This is a genomic window from Paenibacillus sp. FSL P4-0113 (assembly GCF_038009305.1).
In the GTDB taxonomy this organism is placed as follows: Bacteria; Bacillota; Bacilli; order Paenibacillales; family Paenibacillaceae; genus Paenibacillus; species Paenibacillus polymyxa_D.
The window spans coordinates 1,206,082-1,230,351 of the sequence record NZ_JBBPAZ010000001.1; the positions used below are offsets into that span (position 1 = coordinate 1,206,082).

General features: G+C 46.5%; 28 protein-coding genes. 5 read left to right on the forward strand and 23 right to left on the reverse strand.

Annotated features, from left to right (window positions below; translation table 11 throughout):
* Positions 1-3: 3 nt before the first annotated feature.
* From MKX46_RS04785 to MKX46_RS04815, 7 genes are all read right to left on the reverse strand, one after another.
* A complete protein-coding gene (locus MKX46_RS04785; RefSeq protein WP_029517296.1) occupies positions 4-426 on the reverse strand; it encodes a stage V sporulation protein AB in 423 nt (140 codons plus the stop codon).
* Entirely contained in the window at positions 423-1,076 is a 654-nt protein-coding gene (locus tag MKX46_RS04790) for a stage V sporulation protein AA (RefSeq protein WP_029517295.1), read from the reverse strand. Before MKX46_RS04790 ends, MKX46_RS04785 begins: the two co-directional genes overlap by 4 nt.
* 176 nt (positions 1,077-1,252) lie before the next feature.
* Positions 1,253-2,008, reverse strand: a complete 756-nt coding sequence (gene sigF / locus MKX46_RS04795) for an RNA polymerase sporulation sigma factor SigF (protein WP_023989213.1) — start codon at positions 2,006-2,008, stop codon at positions 1,253-1,255.
* A gap of 11 nt (positions 2,009-2,019) precedes the next feature.
* Positions 2,020-2,475: an anti-sigma F factor gene (gene spoIIAB, locus MKX46_RS04800; RefSeq protein ID WP_029517294.1), complete on the reverse strand. Its 456-nt coding sequence runs from the start codon at positions 2,473-2,475 to the stop codon at positions 2,020-2,022.
* Positions 2,472-2,825, reverse strand: coding sequence for an anti-sigma F factor antagonist (gene spoIIAA, locus MKX46_RS04805; protein ID WP_013310782.1), 354 nt, complete (start codon positions 2,823-2,825; stop codon positions 2,472-2,474). Before spoIIAA ends, spoIIAB begins: the two co-directional genes overlap by 4 nt.
* Positions 2,826-2,921: 96 nt before the next feature.
* Complete coding sequence (locus MKX46_RS04810; protein ID WP_341070950.1) at positions 2,922-4,115, reverse strand: D-alanyl-D-alanine carboxypeptidase family protein; 1,194 nt, start codon at positions 4,113-4,115, stop codon at positions 2,922-2,924.
* Positions 4,116-4,332: 217 nt separating this feature from the next.
* Positions 4,333-5,979 carry a glycosyl hydrolase family 28-related protein gene (locus tag MKX46_RS04815; RefSeq protein ID WP_029517292.1) on the reverse strand — a complete coding sequence of 549 codons (1,647 nt, stop codon included), beginning with the start codon at positions 5,977-5,979 and terminating at the stop codon, positions 4,333-4,335.
* Positions 5,980-6,182: 203 nt separating this feature from the next.
* Here MKX46_RS04815 and MKX46_RS04820 point away from each other — a divergent pair, with 203 nt between their 5' ends.
* Positions 6,183-7,394 carry an O-antigen ligase family protein gene (locus MKX46_RS04820; RefSeq protein WP_341039546.1) on the forward strand — a complete coding sequence of 404 codons (1,212 nt, stop codon included), beginning with the start codon at positions 6,183-6,185 and terminating at the stop codon, positions 7,392-7,394.
* Positions 7,395-7,518: 124 nt separating this feature from the next.
* Here MKX46_RS04820 and MKX46_RS04825 read toward each other — a convergent pair whose 3' ends face one another.
* The 7 genes from MKX46_RS04825 to MKX46_RS04855 form a co-directional block, all read right to left on the reverse strand.
* A complete protein-coding gene (locus MKX46_RS04825) occupies positions 7,519-8,343 on the reverse strand; it encodes a purine-nucleoside phosphorylase (protein WP_013310786.1) in 825 nt (274 codons plus the stop codon).
* 72 nt (positions 8,344-8,415) lie between these two features.
* On the reverse strand, positions 8,416-9,360 hold the full coding sequence (xerD, locus tag MKX46_RS04830) for a site-specific tyrosine recombinase XerD (RefSeq protein ID WP_029517290.1): 945 nt from the start codon (positions 9,358-9,360) through the stop codon (positions 8,416-8,418).
* Positions 9,361-9,468: 108 nt separating this feature from the next.
* Entirely contained in the window at positions 9,469-9,711 is a 243-nt protein-coding gene (locus MKX46_RS04835) for a YqzK family protein (protein ID WP_341039548.1), read from the reverse strand.
* Between the two features lie 166 nt (positions 9,712-9,877).
* Entirely contained in the window at positions 9,878-10,375 is a 498-nt protein-coding gene (gene fur, locus MKX46_RS04840) for a ferric iron uptake transcriptional regulator (protein WP_013310789.1), read from the reverse strand.
* A gap of 99 nt (positions 10,376-10,474) precedes the next feature.
* Complete coding sequence (spoIIM, locus tag MKX46_RS04845) at positions 10,475-11,128, reverse strand: stage II sporulation protein M (RefSeq protein ID WP_029517288.1); 654 nt, start codon at positions 11,126-11,128, stop codon at positions 10,475-10,477.
* 188 nt (positions 11,129-11,316) lie between these two features.
* The gene (locus tag MKX46_RS04850; protein WP_029517287.1) at positions 11,317-12,513 is read right to left on the reverse strand and encodes an endonuclease Q family protein; all 1,197 of its coding nucleotides are present in this window, start codon (positions 12,511-12,513) and stop codon (positions 11,317-11,319) included.
* Positions 12,514-12,517: 4 nt separating this feature from the next.
* Entirely contained in the window at positions 12,518-13,129 is a 612-nt protein-coding gene (locus tag MKX46_RS04855) for an NUDIX domain-containing protein (RefSeq protein ID WP_029517286.1), read from the reverse strand.
* Positions 13,130-13,254: 125 nt separating this feature from the next.
* Between MKX46_RS04855 and mciZ the strand changes: the two genes are divergently transcribed.
* On the forward strand, positions 13,255-13,398 hold the full coding sequence (gene mciZ / locus MKX46_RS04860) for a Z-ring formation inhibitor MciZ (RefSeq protein ID WP_341070951.1): 144 nt from the start codon (positions 13,255-13,257) through the stop codon (positions 13,396-13,398).
* 71 nt (positions 13,399-13,469) lie between these two features.
* Here mciZ and MKX46_RS04865 read toward each other — a convergent pair whose 3' ends face one another.
* Entirely contained in the window at positions 13,470-14,603 is a 1,134-nt protein-coding gene (locus tag MKX46_RS04865; protein WP_029517285.1) for a tripeptidase T, read from the reverse strand.
* An 85-nt stretch (positions 14,604-14,688) separates the two neighbouring features.
* Between MKX46_RS04865 and prli42 the strand changes: the two genes are divergently transcribed.
* Positions 14,689-14,793, forward strand: coding sequence for a stressosome-associated protein Prli42 (gene prli42 / locus MKX46_RS04870; protein ID WP_023989226.1), 105 nt, complete (start codon positions 14,689-14,691; stop codon positions 14,791-14,793).
* A 120-nt stretch (positions 14,794-14,913) separates the two neighbouring features.
* Here the strand turns inward: prli42 and lipB are convergent, their stop codons facing one another.
* The 6 genes from lipB to MKX46_RS04900 form a co-directional block, all read right to left on the reverse strand.
* Positions 14,914-15,612: a lipoyl(octanoyl) transferase LipB gene (lipB, locus tag MKX46_RS04875; RefSeq protein WP_341070952.1), complete on the reverse strand. Its 699-nt coding sequence runs from the start codon at positions 15,610-15,612 to the stop codon at positions 14,914-14,916.
* Positions 15,613-15,657: 45 nt separating this feature from the next.
* Positions 15,658-17,049, reverse strand: a complete 1,392-nt coding sequence (locus MKX46_RS04880) for a dihydrolipoamide acetyltransferase family protein (RefSeq protein ID WP_340955797.1) — start codon at positions 17,047-17,049, stop codon at positions 15,658-15,660.
* A gap of 88 nt (positions 17,050-17,137) precedes the next feature.
* Positions 17,138-18,124 (reverse strand): alpha-ketoacid dehydrogenase subunit beta, encoded by a 987-nt coding sequence (locus tag MKX46_RS04885; protein ID WP_029517282.1) that lies wholly within the window; start codon positions 18,122-18,124, stop codon positions 17,138-17,140.
* Between the two features lie 2 nt (positions 18,125-18,126).
* Complete coding sequence (locus MKX46_RS04890; protein WP_029517281.1) at positions 18,127-19,155, reverse strand: thiamine pyrophosphate-dependent dehydrogenase E1 component subunit alpha; 1,029 nt, start codon at positions 19,153-19,155, stop codon at positions 18,127-18,129.
* A gap of 140 nt (positions 19,156-19,295) precedes the next feature.
* Complete coding sequence (gene lpdA / locus MKX46_RS04895) at positions 19,296-20,717, reverse strand: dihydrolipoyl dehydrogenase (RefSeq protein ID WP_069012719.1); 1,422 nt, start codon at positions 20,715-20,717, stop codon at positions 19,296-19,298.
* A gap of 126 nt (positions 20,718-20,843) precedes the next feature.
* Complete coding sequence (locus tag MKX46_RS04900; RefSeq protein ID WP_013310799.1) at positions 20,844-21,077, reverse strand: hypothetical protein; 234 nt, start codon at positions 21,075-21,077, stop codon at positions 20,844-20,846.
* A gap of 207 nt (positions 21,078-21,284) precedes the next feature.
* Here MKX46_RS04900 and MKX46_RS04905 point away from each other — a divergent pair, with 207 nt between their 5' ends.
* The gene (locus MKX46_RS04905) at positions 21,285-21,881 is read left to right on the forward strand and encodes a thymidine kinase (RefSeq protein WP_341070953.1); all 597 of its coding nucleotides are present in this window, start codon (positions 21,285-21,287) and stop codon (positions 21,879-21,881) included.
* A gap of 165 nt (positions 21,882-22,046) precedes the next feature.
* Positions 22,047-22,823 (forward strand): sporulation protein, encoded by a 777-nt coding sequence (locus MKX46_RS04910; protein ID WP_341070954.1) that lies wholly within the window; start codon positions 22,047-22,049, stop codon positions 22,821-22,823.
* A gap of 106 nt (positions 22,824-22,929) precedes the next feature.
* On the opposite strand, the gene MKX46_RS04915 is transcribed toward MKX46_RS04910, so the two are convergent.
* Both MKX46_RS04915 and MKX46_RS04920 read right to left on the reverse strand, forming a co-directional pair.
* The gene (locus MKX46_RS04915) at positions 22,930-23,334 is read right to left on the reverse strand and encodes a hypothetical protein (protein WP_341070955.1); all 405 of its coding nucleotides are present in this window, start codon (positions 23,332-23,334) and stop codon (positions 22,930-22,932) included.
* A gap of 367 nt (positions 23,335-23,701) precedes the next feature.
* Positions 23,702-24,094, reverse strand: coding sequence for a hypothetical protein (locus MKX46_RS04920; RefSeq protein ID WP_341070956.1), 393 nt, complete (start codon positions 24,092-24,094; stop codon positions 23,702-23,704).
* Positions 24,095-24,270: the final 176 nt, after the last annotated feature.

The following is a 24,270-nucleotide window of genomic DNA, read 5'->3' on the forward strand; positions in this document are numbered from 1 at the left end:
TTGTTAACGGTTGTATACAAACCAGTCAAATAAGGAACCCGTCACCTTACCAAGCACCATTGCCATTAGCAGACCGAGCATATACACGGTCATGTGGAGTCGCTTGGCGAGTATAGGCAGGAGATTTAATACCTCCGTTAAAGCCGCGGCGAGCAAACCAATAAACACTCCGCAAAATAGCCCAGGTATCCATGTAAATATGCCCGGTAGTGGCAAGCAAATGTTCCAAAAATCGACCACAGTCCCCAGCACTGAACCTATAATCATTGCTTTTTCGTATGCACGTGATTTTTTATACGTACGGGTGAGTTGAGCTAATCGCGGCATGATATCCAGCACAATAAAAAAAGCAATTACACCGCTACCCACCGCAAGGCCCCCAGCAATACCTAAAATAATCTGAAGTGCAGCCTGTACAAATATCATGGTTTCTTAGCCTTTGTCTGCAGACGGGCCATCTTTTCATATTCCTCTGCCACAACATACTGATCCACATTTTCCTGGTACAGATACATTTCCACCTCCAGCGGTGTCGGCTCCTCGTTCCAATTTTTCTTGAACAAGTGATTAAAAAAAACGATCATGCCAAAGCCGATGCCGATTGAGTAAGCAATTTGAAACAGGTACGGATGCTCATCCTTATGTCCCGTAATCATCTCCACAATCCGAACCTGTACTTCCATCATGCTAACGTCGGCATGAAAATTCATAATTGTCAGCGCAGAGCCAAAAAACAGAAGCACCCATACCAAAACAAACAGTATTTTGGACGGCTTACGGGGTTTCTCCACGAGTTCGACAAGTACATGCGGCTTCCCAAGAGATTCAACTACGACCCCCGGAATATGATCTCTAATTTTTGCTATGATCTGCAGCATATCTATCAGTATCAGATTACCGTCCTGGTGCTGCGGCCGCTTGAGAACAAGCTCAAGCAGTTCCTTTTCCCATTCAGGATTAGTCAGCAAATTGGCTACATCACCCAAATGTAAATCCTGTCCTTGTATCATGCGGACACGGCTGCGGAGCCGCAAGTAGACAATAGGAGCTACTGTAGGAGCCGGAGTATGAGTCATCCGATCCCCTCCTTATCCTCGTAATTATCAGTTAGTATGGAACGAAGCAAGGAAACCTATTCTGTGTATTGTCTTTTATCCCACGCAAAAAAGAGTACCCCTGACCATTAAAATGGCTTTGGAATACCCTTTAAAAATACGTAAGCATAAGGATTTCACTAAGATCCTGACTGTTATTATTGGGCAATCTGATCGCGGATCAGTTGTAAAATCTTTTTTTCCAGCCGTGATACCTGCACCTGAGAAATACCAAGCCGACTTGCAACCTCTGATTGCGTCTGATCCCGGTAATAGCGCAGGTACACAATCAACCGCTCCCGCTCAGATAGTCCGCCAATGGCCTCATTGAGTGCCAGCTTGTCAAACCATCTTTCCTGGGATTCGTCAGCAATCTGATCCATAAGTGTAATCGGATCACCGTCATTTTCGAACACCGTTTCGTGAATTGAAGTAGGCGGCTTATTGGCCTCCTGCGCAAAAACAACGTCCTCTGGCGTCACTCCCAGCTCATCAGCAACTTCCTTGACTGTAGGCAGGCGGTTGAGCCGTTTGGATAGCTCGTCCTTCATTTTGCGGACCTTATTGGCCGTTTCCTTCAAGGAACGGCTAACCTTGAGTGTACCGTCATCACGCAAGAACCGTTGAATCTCACCGATAATCATCGGTACTGCATATGTTGAAAATTTGACTTCGTAGCTGAGATCGAATTTATCCACCGATTTTAACAAGCCAATGCAACCAATTTGAAAAAGATCGTCAGGTTCATACCCCCGGTTCATAAAGCGCTGCACGACAGACCAGACGAGCCGGATATTACTATTGACCAGTGTCTCACGAGCCTCATTATCACCGGATTGACTCAATGCAATAAGCCGCTTGACTTCCGCATCCTCTAAATAGCTGTGCGAAGTTTTTTTTCCTCCTGCTTCCATAGGATCAACTCCTAATTATATAAAGCTTTCTTGGATTCAATCCTTTTCTTCATCCGGACCGACGTGCCTCCGCCCGGCTCACTGACTGCTTCAAACTCATCCATGAAATTTTCCATAATTGTAAAGCCCATGCCGGAGCGTTCCAATTCAGGTTTGGACGTATATAAAGGCTGCTTGGCGAGTTCTAGATCCTCAATTCCTCGGCCTGCGTCCTCAACAACCAACGTGATCACGTCCGCTTCAATCCCGACTCTAATCGTTACGACACCTGACGGGTCGCTGTCATAGCCGTGAATGATACTGTTTGTCACCGCTTCAGACACCACGGTTTTCAAATCACTTAGCTCATCCATTGTGGGATCAAGCCTGGAAATAAAGGCCGCGACAGCCACACGAGCAAATGCTTCATTCTCGGATTTTGCAGCAAACTGCAAGCTCATGAAATTGTTACCCGTGCCTTCTCTCATGACACTACCTCCAGTTCCGTGAGCGCATTTCCCTCGTTGTCATAAATGGGCATGATTTTGAACAGCCCTGACATATCCAGCAGTCGGTGTACTGGCGGATTGACATCACAGACTGCCATTTTTCCGCCCTTTTGCTTGATCAGTTTGTACCGTCCCAAGATAACGCCAAGGCCGGAGCTATCCATAAACTGAAGATTCTTCAGGCTGAGCACAATATGCTCGCATTGCCGGCGCTGAATCGCCTCATCCATTTGCATACGGACCATGTCCGACGTATGGTGATCAAGCTCACCAGACAGCCTTACAATCAGTACCCCCCGGTGATGCTCCATTTCAATTTGCAGGTTCATGCTTGCTCACTCTCCTCCCGGTCTTGGACAAGGATTTCTACGTAGCCGCAGACGATTCCTGCCCTCCGACAAAACTAGAAGAAAACCCCGTAAAATCTACAAAGAAAATAGGTTCGACATGGTACGTCTAAACAATTTCCACCATCCGGCCTTCTCGATAGCCACAGGCGAAGTGATATTAAACTCCTTAAGCCGTTGTCCATCCTGATAGACGACCAGCTTACCAACTGGATCACCAGCCCGGACAGGAGCTTTGAGGCTTGGGGCCAGTTGCAATTCATGACGCAACGTTTGTTTGTTGCCACCTTTTTTCACCAGCACACTGTAAGAACGATCAGCCTGAATTTTCAGCTCTGGCAACACGCCTTTTTCAACTTTTACGCTGCCCAGCAATTCACCCGGCTTGTATATGGATTTCATTGTATATTGAGAAAATGCATAGTCGAACATGGAAGACACTTCATTGTTGCGTATCTTCGTATTTGGCTCCCCGAGCACGACAGCCACGACACGCAAGCCATCACGCTTCGCGGTAGCGGAAAGACAGAACTTTGCTTCTGCCGTATAGCCTGTTTTCAGCCCGTCTGCTCCAGTATAGAAACGGACAAGTTTATTCGTATTCACCAGCCAAAAGGGCTTGACTGAGGACTTACGCAAATAGTCCTGATAGGCTCCCGTATATTTCGTAATTTGCGGGTATTTCAACAACTCCCGACTCATAACCGCAATATCATGCGCAGAAGAATAGTGATTCTCTACGGGTAAACCGTTGCAATTGGCAAAATGCGTATCCTTGAGCCCGAGTTGCTGCACCTTGGCGTTCATCATCTCAACAAATGCCTGCTCAGACCCTGCAAGTTTCTCAGCCATCGCCACAGAGGCGTCGTTGCCTGAAGCCATCGCAATTCCCTTCAGCATCTCATCGACCGTCATTTCTTCTCCCGGCTCCAAGAAAATTTGCGAGCCCCCCATTGAAGATGCATATTCGCTGGCACGAACTTTATCGGTCAGCTTAAGCTTGCCATCCTGAATGGCCTCCATTGTTAGCAACATCGTCATAATCTTGGTGATGCTCGCTGGAGGAAGCTTTTCACGACTGTTTTTTTCATAGATGACTGTGCCCGTATCTGCATCCATCAGGATCGCCGAGAGAGCCTGGGGAGCTAGCTCAGCCGCTGATCCCTCTTTGGTTTTGCTATCAGGTATGCTTTCTTCGGCCCAACCGCCGACAGGGACGGCAGTCAAGGCTACCAGGCAAGCCAGGATGAACGCCACCACTTTTTTCTTCACAATCGGTTCCCTCCTCAACATATTGGCGTAAACCACCGGAGCCTATTTACTTCTTACTCCTCCGGCCTATTCGCTGTGCTGCTAACCATTGTCGTCAGAATGAAAGAAAAATATTCCATATGACTAAAAACATCAAATAGCACCAAGCTGAGTCAGCATGGTGCGCATTTTCCAATATCTAAAATGACAGAACATCTATCGTCTGTGAAATAATTGTTTAAATTCGGCTTACGGTGAGATATGTGATACCTCCACCTGGTAGAATATCCATTGCATTTTGACTGAACACCCGTATATCAATAAAAGAATTCGCTTCCAGTCTAAGTTCCATTGCTCCACTCAATGCACTATAGTTCAGTCCGCCAATTATCCTGTCATCGAGATAAGCATAGGCGGAACTCCCGGCAAGCTGCTCATCATTCAAGTGAAGTGCTAACCGTGTACGGTTTCCATCCACTTGGGGATCGGTCGAAATGTAGACTTGTATTCTGTATTTCCCAGCTCGCTTGGCTCGCCATCGACTATTCACCGCATCGAATTCGATCAGCTCATCCTGGTTGATTTGATTGAACTTCACCTTCTGCCAACTACCTGCCGGAAGATTTTGTCTCGCTCCCAGGTAGGCTTTAACAAAGGTTTCGTCCAAATGCTCAATTCCGTTGTTCGAGTATTTCTCGACCAGCAGCAAAGCCTGCCCTGTCCCATTATTCTCGTCATAACGATTATTGTTATAGTTAAAATCCAAATGTGAGCGAAGTGTCACCTGCTGTGTGGAAGAACTACCAGAGAAAGAAATAAGCTTTTTTAGATTACGGGGATACCCTCCCACCTCGTCCACCAAAACTTTTTTGCCAATGACCACATCTACAAAATAGTTACATACGGATTGGGTATCATTGAATTTATCCGCTATCGCTAAAATGGAGTCACGCAATGCCACATTTTTGGTTTCTTTAGTAGCACCAATTTGAATAAAAGAAGGTACTGTCATCTTATGCTCTCTGCTTAGTCCCTCAAACCAGCAGCCTATAAATTCAGCGTTCATAAAATCATTAATGAGAATGGGAATATCATTGGAACTTCCATCCTTAATGTGCTGGCTAGCCAAAAATCTAGCCCCGTTGGAGCTATTCAGATCCAATGCCGTATCGTTCCCCAATGTAAAAAGCGCTATGCTAGTAAACTGTGAACTTCTGTTCTGCAAGTGAATCCCTGTTTTATTGTAATTAATCTCTGTGCATTTAAATAAATTGACATCACTTTCGTAGCCCCAAAAAGCCGTTTCGAAATGCTCAATTAGGACATTATCCAGGGCAACTCCGCCGCCCTTCCAATCCTGAATACCCAAAGTACCTTTACCATAATATCCACGCTTCACCGACTGCGAAAACGGATTATTTAATGTGGCTCTGTCAGCCCCCTCGTACCGGATCGATAAGTCATGAAACTGCACATTTTGAAATCCGCTAAACGTTGGTAGACTTTCATCTCCAATTTGAAAACAAGGGCCCGTACCATAATATTCAATCGACGTAACCCCTTTGCCTTGTCGGTATCTGCCCTTATGAATGCCAAAAATGCGTACACCCTGCTTGCGAATCTGTAGGGTAGAGGTTATTTTGTATCGTCCACTGGGAATGTGAAGAATAGAATAATCGGGGGTCTTATTAATCAATTCCTGCAAAGCTGCCGTATCATCCTGAATACCATCACCAGCAGTTCCAAACCAGCTTACGTTTACACTGCGTTCAATGAATTCTTTTTCAATGGTTTTAAAATTTTCATTTAATTGCTGCGGCGTTAACTCTTTGCCCGTACCACTCAAATTCAACTTCAAACGGTCTGTAAAAAAATGATCCGCCACCCGAACACCCCCATGTTTAAAAACGTAAAAAGTTCCTCTTTGACCAGCCGAAGAATCCTTCATTTTCTTAGCATGGACTGAGTATATGCACAAGAGGGCTTGCTCTAGGCGTGGGAAAAATGAAAATAAATATTTTATTATTATTGTACAAGAAGATACGTTTTGTATATTATAGATACATAACGTATCTAGGCGGTGGAACCGTGAAACATATACTTACAGTAGCTGGTTTACTGGCTTTTTCGATTCCCTATGCTTGTCAGGGTTTGTCTCCCAGAGTTATCACGATTTCCCTGCTCATCTTGTTGTTCAGCTATATCATGCTACTACCTTCACTCAGATCATTGATCGCAACCTTAGCCGACAATCCGTTGCTGACTTTACTCATGCTGTACATCGCTGCCTCCTGTTTGTGGGCTGAACAAGAGCAGACCTCTTCCTTGCTGATGGTTCTCAAATTTCTTGCCTTCTCTACCTTTGGGCTCTATTTGGCCACCCATTATACAATACAGGGCTGCATTCGTCTCTTAGTCGTTACGTTAAGTATTTTGAGCATACTCAATTTACTCGCCGTTTTGCTCGTTCCCTCCTTTGCTATTCATGGTGGCGTGGAACATACTGGGCTATGGAAGGGCATCTCTGGTCATAAAAATACACTCGGAACTCTCTCTCTGTTAGGTTTTGTTTCACATGTCATTTACTTTTTCAGGGGTAAACATAAAGTTTTGCATATTGGCTTCATCTTACTCAATGCCTTATTGCTCATCAAGTGCCAATCTACCACCTCTTTGATGCTGACATCTTCGTTCTTCGTATTTATATTGTTTATATTGCTATTCAAGAGAATCCGAAGCATTGCGTTGCGTGGTTTCTTCATTAGCTGTTCCTGCTTGCTCGTTCTTTTGGGTTTGGTGTTCACTTTTACTTATGGAGATGCGATTGCGTCGGAATTCGGAAAGACAACGACCTTAACTGGAAGAACGGAAATCTGGCAGGGGATTGCTGGTGCGATTCAGAGCCATTACTGGTTCGGACATGGTTATGGCTCCTACTGGGCAGCCCGGCCCAGTATCTATGCGAATGGAATTCGTTTTGATCTGACAAGCAGCCATAGCGGTTTCCGAGATCTGTGGATCGATGTGGGCCTTACAGGACTACTGGCAACCATTACACTCGCCATAACCACTTTATTTAAATTTAGAATTGGCAAAGCAGATATGTATACATGGCTGACGGCAGCTGTTTTTTTCCTGTTTATCATATTGAACAATATAACGGACAGCCGTTTCCTGAACTCGCTATCCATTTACTGGATTATTTTTATGGTTATTGTGATCAAGGTGCAAGAACGACATAAACTGGCTGTAGCAGAAAAAGCGAATTCAACTGCATTGAGCACACAGCCTCTCCATTAGGAGATGTTACTCAAATCAACCGCTGTATGTAAAAAAGAACCCCATACCCACGCCATCAAAAGGCGTTTGGATATGGGGCTCTTGGGATATATGTCCACCACTTCGGTTGAACATGATCCCCAATCTACATTTGTGGAATAATCGCTAGCACAAGTTTTAAAAATTGCTCACGTACCTTCTCTGCCGTCTCCATCACTTCACCATGGGACAAAGGCTGATCCAGAATGCCTGCGGCCATATTTGTGATACAAGAGAAGCCCAGTACCTCAATTCCTGCATGACGGGCTACAATAACCTCAGATACGGTCGACATACCCACTGCATCTGCACCCAGTGTACGCAGCATGACGATTTCAGCAGGCGTTTCATAGTTAGGTCCCAGCAATCCAGCATATACACCTTCCTGCAGGCTGAAGCCCTGTTGGTTAGCCGTTTGCTTGGCAATTTCACGCAAACGGCGGCTGTACGCCTCCGACATATCTGGAAAACGAACGCCCAGACCGGCATCGTTTGGTCCAATCAGCGGATTTTGTCCTGTCAGATTAAGATGATCCGAGATGACCATCAGATCGCCTGCTTCGTAGGAAGTATTTACACCACCTGCTGCATTCGTCACCAGCAGACTTTGAATCCCCAATTGCTTCATCACCCGAACTGGGAAAGCCGTCAGCTGCGGGCCATAGCCCTCATACATATGGAAGCGCCCTTTCATCATGACGACAGCGCGACCCTCAATCGTGCCTAACAGTAGTTCACCCTCATGACCTTCTACCGTCGATACAGGAAAATGGGGAATATCCTGATAAGGAATACTAATTCCATCCTGAATTAAATCGGCCAGAATACCGAGACCCGATCCCAGAATAAGGCCAATCTCTGGACGTATTCCGCTCTTGGCGCGGATATAATCTGCTGCTTCCTGAATTGTAGCTTGGTTGGCTGTTGACATTAATATCTCTCCTGACTTGTACAATCGTAAAGTTATAGTCATTATCACATTTTCTATGAAACCAAAGTATCGTTATGTTCGATCTTTGCTTTCATGAGAAGTGCGGTTGCCGCCGTGCGGGTGATGCTTTTCATATACTTCCTTCATATTCCGTCTGGCCGTCTGCGCATATACCTGCGTCGTTGACAGATCAGCATGACCCAGCATTTCCTGTACAGAGCGTAAGTCCGCTCCGCCCTCCAGCATATGTACCGCAAAGGAATGCCGCAGCGTGTGGGGCGTGATATCCTCGCTTATGCCTGCTTCCTGGCCGTACTTCTTAATCATTTTCCAGAAGCCCTGTCTACTGAGACGCTGTCCAGATACGTTCAGGAACATGGCATCCTGCTCTACCTGAGCTTCTTCACCCTGCCCGGATCTCAGCAATAATAGACGCTGCTCGTCCATATAGGCTTGTGCCCACTGTGATGCCTCACGGCTGATCGGTACAACACGCTCCTTGCCTGCCTCGCCGCCACAATGCACAAAGCGCAAATCGGTGCGCACGTCACGCACGTTTAAGGCAATCAGCTCTGATACGCGAATGCCCGTCGCATACAGCAACTCCAGCATCGCCTTGTCTCGCACCCCTTGCGGGGCAGTCACATCTGGCGCGGCCAGCAAACGCTCTATCTCATCCTGCGTTAGCACCGAGGGCTTCTTTTTAGTCGCTTTGGGCAGCTCCAGCAGAACAGACGGATCATGGATCGTAATTCCCTCCCGAATAAGAAAATGAAAAAAGGAGCGAATGGAGGCGACGCTACGTGATATTGTCGCCGCAGCCTTTCCCTGTTCCTTCAAATGGCCCAAATACAGTACCAGATGTGACCGTTGGACATTATCCGGCTGCTCAATACCACAGCTTTCTGCGAACTCGACAAACTGCTGTACGTCTCGTTGATACGCTTCCAAAGTGCTGCGCGACAAACCCTTTTCCTCTTCCATAAATTGAACGAAAGGTTGAATGTACATTTTCATGAGTTCCAAAAGTCTCCTTGTTCTGCATACAGCGGTTCAGTCTCAGCGCCTGCTTCTTCGTGTGCTACCTTCATCATTTCATAAGCTCATCAAGACCGATTACTTAGACTATTCACCATACCAGTAAAAGAAACGTAAACGTTCCAACACTGCTATTCGATGCTCGGACCCTTCATTTACTTTTTGTCCGCCAAATACCTTCACTGCATGTCCTTCCGGTATTCGGTAATGATCTACAGGTGTTATCCAATCTGTAAACAGCCTGAGGCTAAAAAAGAACATACATGCCAGCGCCCCGAACAAGATTACCAAACGTAGCCATTTTAGTCCGCTCCGCAACGATAGTACCATGTGGATCAGCCGCCTTTTCCCCAGAATATGGTCCTAATTAGGACTCTCTATGGAAGGGTATGACAAGCTATTCCTTTTTATACCGCTTAATCCCGAACAACAGGCTCCGAACCAAAAAAGCTCTCCCGAACGCATCTTCGTCGGTGAGAGCTTGGGTAGTCAGCTTTTAGTCCTGAGATTTGTTTTTTCTGGATTTGCCCAAAGATTTCTGAGCGGTCGTATCGTTCTTCGCCTTACAACGATAACAAATACCGTGGAAGTCCAAACGATGGTCCACTACGGTAAAGTTATATTCCCGTTCCAAGCGCTCCTCCAATGGTCCAAGCCAATCTTCCAGTATTTCATCTACACTGCCACACTGCACACATATCAAATGGTGATGGTGATGTTTGGTTGTATCGCCGCGCAAATCATAACGCGCAACGCCATCACCAAAATTAATTTTCTCCACGACATGCAGTTCACTTAGCAGTTCTAGGGTACGGTATACGGTTGCCAGACCGATTTCGGGAGCTTTCTCTTTGACGAGCATAAATACATCTTCCGCACTCAGATGATCATCTTCGTTCTCAAGTAAAACTCTGACGGTGGCTTCCCGCTGAGGCGTTAGTTTGTAGCCCTGGGATTGCAGCTGCTGCTTAATTTTTTCGATCCGTGCTTCCATGTGTCTCCCTCCCCCTGCAAAGCTACTGCCTACTGCACTTTTTTCACTCCTATTATTATAGGGGGTCTATACAAATAAAGTCAAACATTTTGAAACGGATCAAGATGACACGGAAGCTGTCAGCATAGGAGTGACCCATTGCATCATAACCGGGGTGATCCAAGTTTCAAAGGACGCGCTACCAATAAGAAGCACGATCATCACAGCAGTCAACCCTGCGTAAGACAGCAACGGACGCAGCATTCCGTCTGACGGCCGGGTAGCGAGTATTTTGGTTTTGATCATATGGATGGAAAAAGTCATCGCAGCCACGCTGCAGACGAGCAGTACCGGAATCACGAGCAGGTTATGGGGAGCAACTGAAACCAAAGAAAATAGCAGTCCTTTCCACGAATATTGCCCCACCAGATAACCTACTGAAAATCCGATTAGCACACCCTTGAGGAAATTCAATACAAGAATACCCGGTAGACCAATAACCGAAAGGCCACACACCCAAATTAGGCCGACCCATTTCAGATGTAAAGATACGCTATCCCAAAAGGTCGAAGCCGCCTGCGAATCAGCGAAGCCCTGTTCGTTTTGATTGACCGTTACAAAAAAATCCTTCAGGTAACGGGACAAATCCTGTAACTGCTCCAGCGAGAGTGCGTTTACCATAAGTGCGCCAAAGACGACTCCCACCAGAAACAGCACAGCCAAGAACACATAATATGGCGTCTGATCCTTTAACGTATGACGAAACCATTGCATCGGCGTCCTGCCCCTTTCATCTGCTTGTTTGTCCAAAAAACAACCGTAATCCGACGGCTGATGGCTAGAAATGGGGCAGCTTTCGCTGCGGATCAAACATCACGAATGATGTGCCAAGCCAGCGGCATAGATAATTTATGGTTATGAACAAGCAGACGCTGATATGCCTTTAGAGGGACAAGACTTTACTAGGACTTAGCTATTTTGCCGTATGTTCCACCACCACCGGATACAAGCGACAGTCGCCCCTCGCGTGAAAGCACAATTTGCTCTGCCAGCACTTTTCCGACGACTGCTGCTAACTCCTCCTGTGTAACCTCATGTAAAATATTCATTTCTGTTCCAAATGCAGCCAATAGCTGGTTCAGCTTGGCTTTGCCCAGACCTGGAATAAATTCCAGTGGAATCTGGTAAATGTACGGCGGACGATGGGAGGGAATCATGGGTTGCTCACGGTCGGCAATGCTCCATATTCGATCCAGCACTCCTCGCACCAGCTTGGTATGACCACAGTCAGGACAGCGTTCATCCGCCATCTGTTGCTCGTCAATAATCGTACCGCAGCTTTGACAGTAAGAGCGATGGTATTTGCCCAGTTTTGGATTTAATCCGTAGTTGGCACGCACCCGTCGTCCTTCCCGCCGCTCCAAAGCCATTCTGAATTCATCAAAACACGGCTTCGCCAGTGATAATTTATTGTATTCTCTTCCGATTTTCCCGAGTGAATGGGCATCTGAATTCGTGAGAAAGCTGAAGCGATCCAGTTCCGAAATTAAACCGGCCATAGACGAATCTGCGCTCAGTCCCAGCTCCACCCCACTAATGAGCTCCATATCCAGCAGTTCCTCCATACGGGCCGCTGAACTGCCGTATATGCCCTTATGAGGAGTAAACACGTGCGCTGGCACCATAATGCCTCCACGTCCGTAAATTTGCTGCTGCAACTCGCGTGGCGGTGCATAGATTCGTTGTGAGCTGAGATTAACATTTTTCATATGCCGGGCCAGCCATTGGGTAAAATCCTCCATCGCCGCCAGATCTGGAAAGTAGGCCAGTACGTGCGCCTCAGGGCGACCTTCAGCACGTATTTCCAGCTCCGTGCCAAGGAGAATAACCGTATCCTGGTATGCGATACCGCCGCCGCTGATTTCCTTCATTTCACCCGTATGTAAATAGGTACGAATATCCTCCTGTACATTAGGTGCATGGCAGTCAATGATACCGATCAGCCCAATTCCTTTGCGACCGGAGGCTTCCTTAGCTATGTTGGCAAAGGTCAGATCGCGACTGCCACTAATTTTGACCGGATTTCCCTTCTCTGTCCTGCCAATATGAATATGCAAGTCTGCAAAGTAGTCGTTAAGTTCTACTATATTTTCATCCATACGCTTAGAAGCTCCCTGTAAGTTGGCGGAGTTGCCATGCATAGACGGCCAGAATCGTTTTGGCATCACTAATCCGTCCTTCACGAATGAGCGTCTGTGCTTCTTCCAGCGTCACCTCAAACAGCTCCAGAAATTCATCCTCATCCGGTTCCATCTCACCTAACTCCAGCTCTTCGGCCACATACAGATGAATGATTTCATCCGCAAACCCAGGAGAGGTATAAAAGGAATGCAGCAGCTTCAACGACTTGGCAGTATAACCTGTCTCTTCTCTCAGCTCACGTCCCGCTGCTTCCATCGGGTCTTCACCCCGCTCCAGCTTACCTGCAGGAATTTCCACCTCACAGCGCCCCATCGCCTGTCTGTACTGGTCCACGACCAGCATTTTCCCTTCATGTAGAGCCAAAACAGCCACCGCACCTGGATGCTTTACGATCTCACGCTTTCCAGTGGAGCCGTCGGGAAGCTCTACCGTGTCCACCTGTAATGTAATAACCTTTCCCTCAAAGATAGGCTGTGTGGACACGGTCTTTTCGTCTAGCGCAGGATTCGAATAAGGCTTGCGAGGTGCATCGTTTGTTGAATTGTTCAATTGTCCATTCGTTTGCTCGTTCATCAGTAAGTTTCCTCCTTCATATCTATCTTTCTTTATTAATTATCACCAAAGTTAGTCTAACTTGTCCACTTTGTACATAAGCTGGTGGTAGAATAACAAACTTCCTGTCATGAGGAGATGCAGAAATGAAAAGCTACCGTACTGAAAGCACCCTCCATATCGTTGGTAAAGCTTGGCAGATTCAAGCACTCTTGCGCCAATGGCAAAAGGAACACGGACCTAAAGCCACTATCGCTTCGCTAGTTGTTCCAAAAAAGGTTCAGGTCTAAAGACGAAGGAACACTGTTCCTGTCTTTAACCTGAACCTTTTTTCAATATATTGCAAGTGTATGATACAAGTTTATTTTGTGGTTTCTTGAATCAGAGCTACGACAACTTCAGCAACCTTCACCAGGTCATCGGCCTTGATCTTTTCCTCTGTTGTATGGATGTTCTGATAGCCCACAGCCAAATTCACCGTCGGAATTCCAAGCCCGTTGAACACATTTGCATCTGAGCCACCACCGGAATGAAAGGTTGGCGTTGCCAGTCCCAGTCCTTGAATTGCACGTTGTGCAACCTGTACAACTTCATCATGCTCCGTAAAGCTGAATGCCGGATAGATGACTTCACTGCGGAACTCTCCCTGTGCACCAAATTCGCGTGCGGTGGTTTCCAGCGCTTCACGCATATGCTGAATTTGATGATTAACCTTTTCCTGCACAATACTACGTGCCTCTGCACGGATCAACACAAAATCGCATACCACATTCGTCGCGCCGCCGCCCTCAAAACTGCCGATGTTAGCGGTCGTTTCCTTATCAATCCGTCCTAGTTTCATTTTAGAAATTGCTTTAGAAGCGACCTGAATGGCACTAATGCCATCTTCGGGATTTACCCCCGCATGAGCGGACTTCCCAGTAATCTTCATTTCAATACGTGCCTGCGTGGGGGCAGCTATACAAATAGAGCCGACCTCACCATTCGAATCCAAAGCATATCCGAAATCAGAATCTAGCACGTCTGGCTTCATCGCACGTGCCCCCATCAAACCAGATTCCTCGCCAGCCGTAATCACGAACTGGATTTGACCATGGGGAATATTCTGTTCACGCACGACACGAATCGCCTCGAACAAAGCAGCAATTCCCGCCTTGTCGTCAGACCCCAGAATCGTTGAACCGTCACTACGAATCCAGCCATCCTCACCCAACTGCGGCTTAATGCCTTTACCCGGAGTAACGGTATCCATGTGGCAGGTAAAAAATAATTTGGGTGCTTGCTCTACACCTTCCGCTTTCCAGGTGACGATCAGATTGCCTGAACCATGTCCAGTTCTTTCACGAGAATCGTCTTCCATTACTTCCAGCCCGAGAGCATTAAACTTTTCTTTTAGGACGCGTGATATTTCCTGCTCATTTCTCGTTTCGCTATCCACCTGTACGAGTTCCATAAATTCCTGTACGATTCGGTCTTTTACTACTTTTACTGTCATTAAACTTTCCTCTCTTTCCCGATTACGCTACAATACGGATAGATGTTCTTATCTATGACTTAAACCTATCCTAAAGGAGTTACACATGTCGAACAAAAAATGGGTTCGTTTTTTCGTCTACATTATGCTCGCAGCTATGATTGGTTCTACACTGTTCATGGTAATTGAGCCGTTTATTATGCCACTATAATAACTATACCGCTCAAGGTATCCGGCTGCTCTAAGGCATTATGAAGCCTTGAGTGGACGAGCTGTTACGTAAAGCAAACAGGCGGGCTCCCGTGTAAATACACAATAGCCCGCCTTACCTTTATTGGAAAGAATGCGTTTGCCATTGCGCAGCAAATGAAAATTGCTGTTCAAAGTACGGTACAATTTCCTTCGCAATCTGCTCCACCGACGTAGGCTTCTGTATGCAGTCCTCCAATGATGTCACACCGTATTCCTGAATTCCGCACGGGACAATGCCCTCAAAGCCCTCATGCTGTATCTCTGATTTGATGTTAAAGGCAAAGCCATGGCTGGTTACGAAGCCCCGGCGGTGCTTACACTTGTTGAATTTGACACCAATGGCCGCAATTTTAAGATTCCCGATCCATACCCCCGTATATTCAGGCTTACGACTTCCCTCAACCCCATAAGATGCCAACAACCGAATGATCACTTCCTCCAGACTTCGAAGGTATCCATGCAGATTCAGCGCCTCCCGGTTGCCGAGCATAAGTAGAGGATATCCGACAAGCTGCCCCGGCCCATGATATGTAATGTCTCCCCCACGGTCAATCTGAAAGACGCTGATTCCCTGCTCCTTCAGTTGCTCTGGTGTGAGGAGCAAATGCTCAGGATGCCGCTGAGAGCCAATCGTGTAGGTCGGTGGATGCTGGAGAAGCATAAGCGTTTCTCTTGCCTCTCCCGCATCCAGCTTTCCCACAATCTCCTTCTGGACATCCCATGCATGGGCATATTCCATCCTATTCGTATAGGTTACATCAAGCGGTCGTCTGTTCACGGCCTGTCACTTCCTCTCCGTACATTTCCTCAACTGTTCGGATGATTAGTACAGCTTCGTATCCAAAGTGTAGCCTTCAAGATTTTCTTTAACCCGTTGCAAGAATCGTCCACAGATCACTCCATCCAAAATACGATGATCCAGCGACAAGCACAGATTAGCCATTGAGCGAACTGCAATCATATCATCGATAACCACGGGTCTTTTGACAATGGATTCAAAGGTAAGAATTGCAGCCTGCGGATAGTTAATCACCGGATAAGATAAAATGGAACCAAAGGAGCCTGTGTTGTTTACAGTGAACGTTCCGCCTTGCATGTCGTCCAATTTGAGCGTGCCTTCCCGGGTTTTACGTGCCAAATCGTCAATTTCACGAGCTAAACCAGCAATATTTTTCTGATCCGCTTTTTTAATAACAGGGGTAAGAACGGAGTCCTCTGTACCCACGGCCAACGAAATATTGATGTCTCTTTTGATGATAATTTTATCCACTGCCCAGACCGAATTCATGATCGGATATTCCTTGATTGCATTCACAACTGCTTTCATGAGAAAAGCAAGATACGTAATATTGATGCCTTCTTTTTGTTTAAATTCGTTTTTGATCTTGTTGCGGAGCATCACCAGGTTGGTCACATCCACCTCAATCGTCGTCCATGCATGTGGAATTTCGGAAACACTTTGTCGCATATTGCGAGCAATTGCACTGCGGATGGGTGTAACATCAATAAAATACTCGGATCTGTTATTGTTGCCACCCTCAACTTCGATCACAGGAGCTTTTGGAGCCTCCGTCAAATGAATCCCACTGTTACGAACCGGAATAGCAGGGTCCATATTTTGAATCGGTGTACTGTACTGAGGGGCAGACTGCTGTCTTCCTGCAAAAGGAGAGCCTTGTCCTGTTGCCGTCACAGTCGGCTGTCCAGATGCTCCAGTGGCAGCGGAACTGCCCTGCTGCACATAATTCAGCACGTCTTTGCGGGTAATTCGTCCCCCCATGCCCGTGCCTGGTACTTGGCTTAAGTCCACATTATGCTCAGCAGCCAGGGTTTGCACCGCTGGGGAAAACCGTCCTCTCATGGACTGATCCGATCCAGCACTCTGCTGAGTTTGTGTTTGTACGGTGCTTTGAGATGCTGGTGCAACAGGTGTCGCCCCTGATGCCACTGCAGGTGCAGCCGACTTCGTCTGAATACGGCAAATTAACTCGCCTACCGCTACTGTCTGACCTTCCTCTGCCAACAGATCACCCATAATGCCGTCCAATGTGGATGGGATTTCTGCATTCACTTTATCTGTAATAACCTCGCAAATCGGCTCGAATTGCTCTACCGTTTCCCCAGGTTGTTTGAGCCATTTGGCAATTGTCGCCGATACGAGCGATTCTGCCAGTTGTGGCATGGTCACGTCGTTCCATTGTGTTTGGTCTGACATTTTTTCAACTCCTTAACATCATAGGAGGGCGCGTTTTACCGCTACCCCCGCTACACTTTTGGAATGCTTTCGTCCAATCTGCCCTATATTAATACATTGCAAGACGGCGCATGGCTTCCTTCACTTTATCCTTGTTTAACATATAAAACTTCTCCATCGGTGGACTGATCGGCATAGCTGGTACATCAGGAGCACATAGGCGCTCAATCGGTGCATCCAGCTCGAACAGACATTCCTCATTAATAATAGCCGATACCTCGGCACCGATGCCGCCCGTTTTGTTGTCCTCATGCACGATTAATACTTTACCCGTATGTCGTGCAGCCTCAACAATGGCTTCGCGGTCCAGCGGTTGGAGTGTGCGTAAATCCACAACCTGTGCAGTAATTCCCTCTTCCTTCTCCAATTCCTCAGCAGCCTGCATGACAAAATGCAAAGGCTGGCTATAACCGATGACCGTAATATCGTCACCCTCACGTAATAGATTAGCCTTGCCAATCGGAACGATATAATCATCCTCAGGCACTTCACCCTTGATCAGCTTGTAGGATTTTTTATTTTCAAAAAATAGCACTGGATCAGGGTCACGAATGGCTGCTTTCAGCAATCCTTTTGCGTCATAAGGTGTAAATGGAGCAACAATTTTCAAACCCGGCGTACCAAAAAAGATAGATTCTGGACACTGAGAGTGATACAAACCGCCAAAGATCCCTCCACCGATTGGTGCGCGAATTACAACAGGACAGTTCCAATCGTTGTTAGAGCGGTAGCGGATTTTAGCTGCTTCACTAATAATCTGATTCGTCGCCGGAAGCATGAAGTCCGAATATTGCATTTCAGCAATCGGCTTCATTCCGTACATGGCTGCACCAATCGCTACCCCGGCAATAGCCGACTCAGCCAATGGCGTATCCATGACACGTTGCTCACCGAATTGGTCCATCAGCCCCTTTGTCGTTGTAAAGACACCGCCCTTCACCCCGACATCCTCACCTAATACAAAAACTGTTTCATCCTGCTCCATCTCTTCTTTCATCGCAAGACGAATCGCATCAATATATTCCATAATCGCCATCGTTACAGGCCCTCCCCATCGCTATCTGCATACACATGCAGCAGCGTATCTTCGGGCTTTGGAAAAGGCGCATTATCTGCATATTCAATCGCTTCCTTGATTTCGAGCAGCAGCTCAGCCGACAGATCCGCATCCTTGGCCTCATCCCAAATGCCGCATTCAATCAAGTAGCTTTTCATACGGGCTACGCCATCCTTGGCCCAATTCTCATCCACTTCCTCCTTGGTTCGGTAAGCCAGATCATTATCCGAGGTGGAGTGAGGAGACAGACGGTACATCATGGCTTCGATCAACGTAGGACCTTCACCACGGACAGCACGTTCCCGTGCTTCTTTCACCGCCGCATATACGGCCAACGCATCATTACCATCGACTCGAATCCCTGGGAATCCATATCCCAATGCACGGTCGCTTACCTTGCCTGCCAACTGTTTATGAATCGGAACCGATATCGCATATTGATTGTTCTCGCACATAATGATGACTGGCAGCTTCTGTACACCAGCAAAGTTACAGCCCTCGTGAAAATCTCCCTGATTGCTGGAGCCTTCCCCAAACGTAACAAATGATACAAAATCCTTTTTCTGCATTTTGGCAGCCAAAGCTACACCCACTGCATGCGGAACCTGTGTCGTTACTGGGCTGGAGCCTGTCACAATACGTAGCCGTTTACTACCAAAATGACCTGGCATCTGGCGACCACCGCTATTGGGATCATCTGCCTTAGCAAATGCCGACAGCATCAGTTCGCGCGGCGTCATTCCTACCGCAAGCACGAATCCATAATCCCGATAATAGGGAAGAAAATAGTCCTTTTCCCGGTCAAGGCCGAAAGCTGCACCTACTTGTGCCGCCTCCTGTCCAATGCCAGAAACGTGGAAATTAATTTTCCCTGCCCGTTGCAGGAGCATGTTGCGCTCGTCAAATCTTCTTGCGAGCAACATATATCTGTACATATCAATAACTTGTCCGTGAGTAAGTCCCAGCTGCTCATGTCTGAAGCCAGCGTCTACAGCGCCTTTAGAACTCATTGAGGCACCTCCTTAAGTGTCAAACATCCTACTTCCAGTACCTAGTACCATCTTGTCTTAAAACCTGGTACTAAACTCTGGCTAACCCCATTATAATCCTTTTCTGCCCAAAAAGAAAAGCACCGATTTATTTGAAAGGTCTATATGCCAATCGCCTGTCCATCAACGGCCAACATCGCTTCTCCCAAAATCTCCGACAACGTCGGATGCGGGTGAATAAGCTGTCCGACTTCCCACGGCGTAGCATCCAGCAGTTGCGCAAGAGCGGCCTCGCTGATCAGATCCGTCACATGCGTACCGATCATATGTACACCGAGAATATCATGGGTCTTCTCGTCGGCCACTACTTTGACGAAGCCGTCCCGACTGCCGTATACTAGCGATTTTCCGATAGCTTGAAAAGGAAATTTCCCTGTCTTCACCTGATGTCCACGCTCACGGGCTTCTTGCTCCGTTAAGCCGACGCTCGCGGCTTCAGGCCGTGTATAAATACACCGCGGAATCAGATGGTTAGGTACACTGTGAAACTCTTCGCCCGCCAGATGATGAACCGCCTGCAAACCTTCATGGCTTGCCGCATGCGCCAGTTGTAAGCCGCCGATACAATCTCCAATGGCGTAAATATGTGGCTCATTCGTCTGCAAATGCTCATTAACCGAGATAAAGCCATGCTCTACGCGGATATCCGTATTTTCCAGCCCGATATTTTCCACATTGGCCTGACGCCCTACAGAAATGAGCAATTTGGAAGCGCTGAGGGTTTCGGTTTCTTCCCCTTTTTGCACGTCAATCTGTACGCCTTCCTCATCTTTGCCGTATGTTTTAGCCAGCACTTGTGAACCCGTCAGCACCTTGACACCACGCTTGGTTAACAAGCGCTGCATTTCACGCGAAACGTCTTCGTCTTCCGTGGGGATGAGGCGATTCGCGGCTTCAACCACCGTAACCTCTACGCCAAAATCATTTAGCATGGAAGCCCACTCCACGCCAATCACACCACCGCCCACGATAATCAGGGATGCGGGTAGCTCCTCCATCGTTAACGCTTCGTCACTGCTCAGAATAAATTCGCCATCTGGCTCTAGCCCGGACAGCACACGCGGGCGTGATCCCGTTGCAATAATGAGATGTGCAGGAACAATCGTCTCCATCTCGCCATCTTCTAATTCCACAGCAACTGCCCCGCTTTTTGGAGAAAATATAGACGGCCCAATCACGCGTCCCTTACCGCTCAGCACCGTAATTTTATTTTTACGCATCAAAAATTGAACGCCCTGATGCAACTGCTCCACAACGGCTTCCTTACGCTCCTGAACCTTGGGAAATACAAGCTGTGCTCCCGATGTCTCAATACCGTATTGTGCACTTTCCTTAATTGTCGCATATACTTCCGCACTGCGCAGCAAGGCCTTACTCGGAATGCAACCACGGTGCAGACAGGTTCCGCCAAGCTTGTCCTTTTCGATGATAACCACTTCTTTACCAAGCTGGGCGGCACGAATGGCTGCTACATACCCCCCGGTTCCTCCACCCAAAATAGCGACATCACAATGTATAGTCATGTTTCTCCTCCATTAACAATTGATTATATACAGCTTATTGTACTCTCTTTATTTCACTGTACAAAATATAGCGTTTAGGCATAGGCTACAAAAAAGTTAACCATTTAATCCAGATCTCTTTCCATATCATTCATACAGCGCATCTCGTAATTTGGTAGACATCCTTGGACTTTGTGCTGATTTGGCTCGCAGCGCCTTGCGAAATGATTCATTTTGCTTGCGCAGAAAGTTCAGCTCTGTCTCCAGCTCAGTGATGAGTTCTAGAGCTTGCGGGCTGATAAGCCCTTGCTCCAGTAATGCTCCTTTTTTGGCACTATAATCCGTATTTTTTTCGTCCATGCCTTTCACTCTTCCCTTCATTCCACTACGCTTCACCATATCATGCCCGCGGCGGCAGAGCAATGACGACCACATTTACGTTTTAGGAATGGACATACAAAAACATGTCGAAAATCAATATATTTTCTCTAGTCTGTATACGGCTGTTATGGTAATCTATAATGGCGTTTTCTTTCGGAGAAGAAGATTAACAGTGTTATGTACATGTTAGAGAGAGGGGAATTCGCTTTGCCTACAGGACGAATTACGATTATTACAGGCCCCATGTTCAGTGAAAAATCCGGCGAATTGATTCGCCGCTGTCAAAAACTAATCCAATACGGGCATCGTAAAGTGGTCGCTTACAAACCCGCTGAAGATAACCGTTATGCCGAGGACGAAATAGTAAGCCGGATCGGATATCGGCTGCCCGCTATCTCTATCCCAAGAAAACTCACAGATGAGCTCGTTCAGCGTATTTTGCAAGAAACACAAGATGCCGACGTGGTTGCCTTTGACGAAGTCCAGTTTTTCAGTCGTCATATTATGTCGCTCGTACAAGAGCTAGCTTATTGCGGCAAGCATGTCATTGCTGATGGGCTGAATCTGGATTACCGAGGCAAGGAATTCGGCTATGTCGGTGGTCTGCTCGCCATGGCGGATGACATCGAGAAGCTAACTTCCTTTTGCGCTGTATGTGGCAGCTCGGAAGCAGTATTTACGCAACGTATGGTAAATGGTAAACCTTCCACTGTGGGACCTATTGTGATGATCGGCGACTCTGAGGCTTATGAGCCTCGTTGTCGAAATTGCTTTATACCTCCTCATAAAGTGAACTGCGAATAGTAAGCTACATGGGTCGGCAAACTCCATACGCCCACTTGTTTTCCATTACTTTTTTCTTGCATTTTTTTGGAACGGTTCAAGCTATTTCCCCGTATATCCGTTAAGCTGTACAAGTTTTTATTTTTTTGTGCATAATAACCATAAGATTATCGGGGGGACGGAATGATGAGTTTCTTTAACAAGATCTTAGCAAGTGCAGGAATCGGTTCAGCCAAAGTCGATACGTTGGTGGATCAGACTGTATATGTGCCTGGAGAAGAACTTAGTGGCATCATACGTATCAAAGGCGGTAAAATTGATCAGGAAATCGGCAAAATTGATATTGAACTCAAGACTGAATATATCGTAGAGCACGATGATAAAAAAACCGTCACCACCTGCTGCATTGCACGAATTAAGGTATCTGACGGCTTTCATCTAGAGCAAGGACAAGAGCTTGAAATTCCTTTTTCCTTCAGGTTGCCGTTGGAAACTCCTGTTACTCACGCCAAACAGCCCGTCTGGCTGGAAACAGCATTAGATATTGGCATGGCTTTGGACCCGACCGATCGTGATTCACTCAAAATTGAGCCACATCCCTATATGAATACAGTGTTTGAGGCGGTTCACCTGTTGGGTTTCCGATTCCGCTCCTCCTCATGCGAACGTCACCCCAAGCTTGGACGCAGTGTTCCATTCGTGCAGGAGTTTGAATTTACGCCCGGCTCGGAATATGCACGGGATATCGAGGAACTAGAGTTGGTTATGCAGTTGGAACCCGAGGGTGTGCATGTGCTTGTAGAAGTAGACCGCAGGGGCAGAGGGTTGTCTGGTTGGCTGGAGAGTGCCTTTGATATGGATGAGCGTCATGCCTGGTTGAGCTTAAGCCGGGAAGAGCTATCCTATGGACCAGATCACATAGCAGATGCGCTTGAGGAATTAATTGACAGGCAACTTAGATAACAATGTAGAACATAGGCAAAAAACTCCTAACCAATTACTACATGGGTTGGGAGTTTTTATTAGTTTAAGAATTCTCTTAATGATGGTCCTCAACAGTCTGTATAGACTAAAGTGGCAACATATCTTGTCTTTCCGCCTTATGCTTACACTCTTTGCAGACCCCATACAGCGATCCATTGTCATCCGCATAGAAGGTTAATTTCTCTTCTTTTTTACAAAAGGAACATTTTTGCTTGCCAGTGCCCTGGATTGAGTCAGACAGTCCAAATCCAGTTTGGGCCTGAATACCTGCTGCTTTTGTATTCACGCGTGAACCGGAAGACCCTTTAGACTTAGATTCATTTCCAGTTCGGGATCGTCGAGCAGACTTACGAGGACGAAATTCAACGACATTACTGCCCCGCTGTTCATTCACTTGTTTGTTGCTGCTGCGATTACGCCTTGCTTTAACAATCCAACCCAATGCCACCAACAACACGCCGAAGAACACCCAAGTCAGACTATTCCACATGCTCTCATCCCCGCCTTTGCTTTAGAATCAATTGGGTTAATACCACTAGCCCGTTCAATGCGATGACTTAGCCTATAGTTTTATTCATTAAAATATACCCGTGTGTACAGCCTCTGTGCTGTTCATCCAATGCCTACCCACATAAAAACCGTACCCTCTAATGCAACATTGACTCGCCTCTTAGCAAGAAATTGAGCATGTTAGGTAAATCATCTTCTCCTGAGGAGTACATTGACCGTTTTACAAATTGTACATCATCCTTTTAAAAAACGATAATATCTACTCTAGGGAAATCGTTCTCCTTATCAAAATGCTTATCTACTGCTCAATGGTGAGAACAAGAACAAAAATGCCTCAGATGGCTACATTACTCCCCTTGATAATAAAAATCAATGAATCTTTTCGTCAACGGATTAAACTTATCAAAGCGTTTGCGATGCGGTAAAAAACCTGACTTATGTACTTGTTCTGCTAGTGTTTCTACATGTTCAAATCGCTTGAAAAAAGGCAACGCGAAAGTGTAGATATCTTCAATAATCTCTTGGATCACGCGCTCTCTTTCTGCTTCTGTGGACACAAGGTAATCCCTGTTTCCCGTATATTTCTTAGTCAGAGCAATCAACTCACTCTGAAAACAAGCCCCCGTACTATACTTCTTTTTTATTTTTTTGGATTCCACGATAATATAAACTTTTAATGCACCATATTTAGTCGCACCAAAATAAATTTCAAATATAAATTCCTTGGTGTCTTTTTTCAAAACTTTTCTGCTTTTCAGATACTTAAAATCATTCAAAAATGGTGTGCTATGATTTTATCTATCGCTAACTGACGTAGGTCACTTGCTTTAAGTTCAGTCTTATTGTCCATGATGTCACTCCAACCCAAAGAATTTCCCACCATTATATCATATCGTTCCAATTACAGGCTCTTCTT

What these genes read in the sequence shown, in the direction of transcription:
- MKX46_RS04785 (WP_029517296.1), bottom strand. Translation starts at nt 426, where the DNA reads ATGATATTTGTACAGGCTGCACTTCAGATTATTTTAGGTATTGCTGGG.
- MKX46_RS04790 (WP_029517295.1), bottom strand. Translation starts at nt 1,076, where the DNA reads ATGACTCATACTCCGGCTCCTACAGTAGCTCCTATTGTCTACTTGCGG.
- sigF (WP_023989213.1), bottom strand. Translation starts at nt 2,008, where the DNA reads ATGGAAGCAGGAGGAAAAAAAACTTCGCACAGCTATTTAGAGGATGCG.
- spoIIAB (WP_029517294.1), bottom strand. Translation starts at nt 2,475, where the DNA reads ATGAGAGAAGGCACGGGTAACAATTTCATGAGCTTGCAGTTTGCTGCA.
- spoIIAA (WP_013310782.1), bottom strand. Translation starts at nt 2,825, where the DNA reads ATGAACCTGCAAATTGAAATGGAGCATCACCGGGGGGTACTGATTGTA.
- MKX46_RS04825 (WP_013310786.1), bottom strand. Translation starts at nt 8,343, where the DNA reads ATGTCAACAGCCAACCAAGCTACAATTCAGGAAGCAGCAGATTATATC.
- xerD (WP_029517290.1), bottom strand. Translation starts at nt 9,360, where the DNA reads ATGAAAATGTACATTCAACCTTTCGTTCAATTTATGGAAGAGGAAAAG.
- MKX46_RS04835 (WP_341039548.1), bottom strand. Translation starts at nt 9,711, where the DNA reads ATGGTACTATCGTTGCGGAGCGGACTAAAATGGCTACGTTTGGTAATC.
- fur (WP_013310789.1), bottom strand. Translation starts at nt 10,375, where the DNA reads ATGGAAGCACGGATCGAAAAAATTAAGCAGCAGCTGCAATCCCAGGGC.
- spoIIM (WP_029517288.1), bottom strand. Translation starts at nt 11,128, where the DNA reads ATGCAATGGTTTCGTCATACGTTAAAGGATCAGACGCCATATTATGTG.
- MKX46_RS04850 (WP_029517287.1), bottom strand. Translation starts at nt 12,513, where the DNA reads ATGGATGAAAATATAGTAGAACTTAACGACTACTTTGCAGACTTGCAT.
- MKX46_RS04855 (WP_029517286.1), bottom strand. Translation starts at nt 13,129, where the DNA reads ATGAACGAGCAAACGAATGGACAATTGAACAATTCAACAAACGATGCA.
- mciZ (WP_341070951.1), top strand. Translation starts at nt 13,255, where the DNA reads ATGAAAAGCTACCGTACTGAAAGCACCCTCCATATCGTTGGTAAAGCT.
- MKX46_RS04865 (WP_029517285.1), bottom strand. Translation starts at nt 14,603, where the DNA reads ATGACAGTAAAAGTAGTAAAAGACCGAATCGTACAGGAATTTATGGAA.
- prli42 (WP_023989226.1), top strand. Translation starts at nt 14,689, where the DNA reads ATGTCGAACAAAAAATGGGTTCGTTTTTTCGTCTACATTATGCTCGCA.
- MKX46_RS04880 (WP_340955797.1), bottom strand. Translation starts at nt 17,049, where the DNA reads ATGTCAGACCAAACACAATGGAACGACGTGACCATGCCACAACTGGCA.
- MKX46_RS04885 (WP_029517282.1), bottom strand. Translation starts at nt 18,124, where the DNA reads ATGGCGATTATGGAATATATTGATGCGATTCGTCTTGCGATGAAAGAA.
- MKX46_RS04890 (WP_029517281.1), bottom strand. Translation starts at nt 19,155, where the DNA reads ATGAGTTCTAAAGGCGCTGTAGACGCTGGCTTCAGACATGAGCAGCTG.
- lpdA (WP_069012719.1), bottom strand. Translation starts at nt 20,717, where the DNA reads ATGACTATACATTGTGATGTCGCTATTTTGGGTGGAGGAACCGGGGGG.
- MKX46_RS04900 (WP_013310799.1), bottom strand. Translation starts at nt 21,077, where the DNA reads ATGAAGGGAAGAGTGAAAGGCATGGACGAAAAAAATACGGATTATAGT.
- MKX46_RS04910 (WP_341070954.1), top strand. Translation starts at nt 22,047, where the DNA reads ATGAGTTTCTTTAACAAGATCTTAGCAAGTGCAGGAATCGGTTCAGCC.
- MKX46_RS04915 (WP_341070955.1), bottom strand. Translation starts at nt 23,334, where the DNA reads ATGTGGAATAGTCTGACTTGGGTGTTCTTCGGCGTGTTGTTGGTGGCA.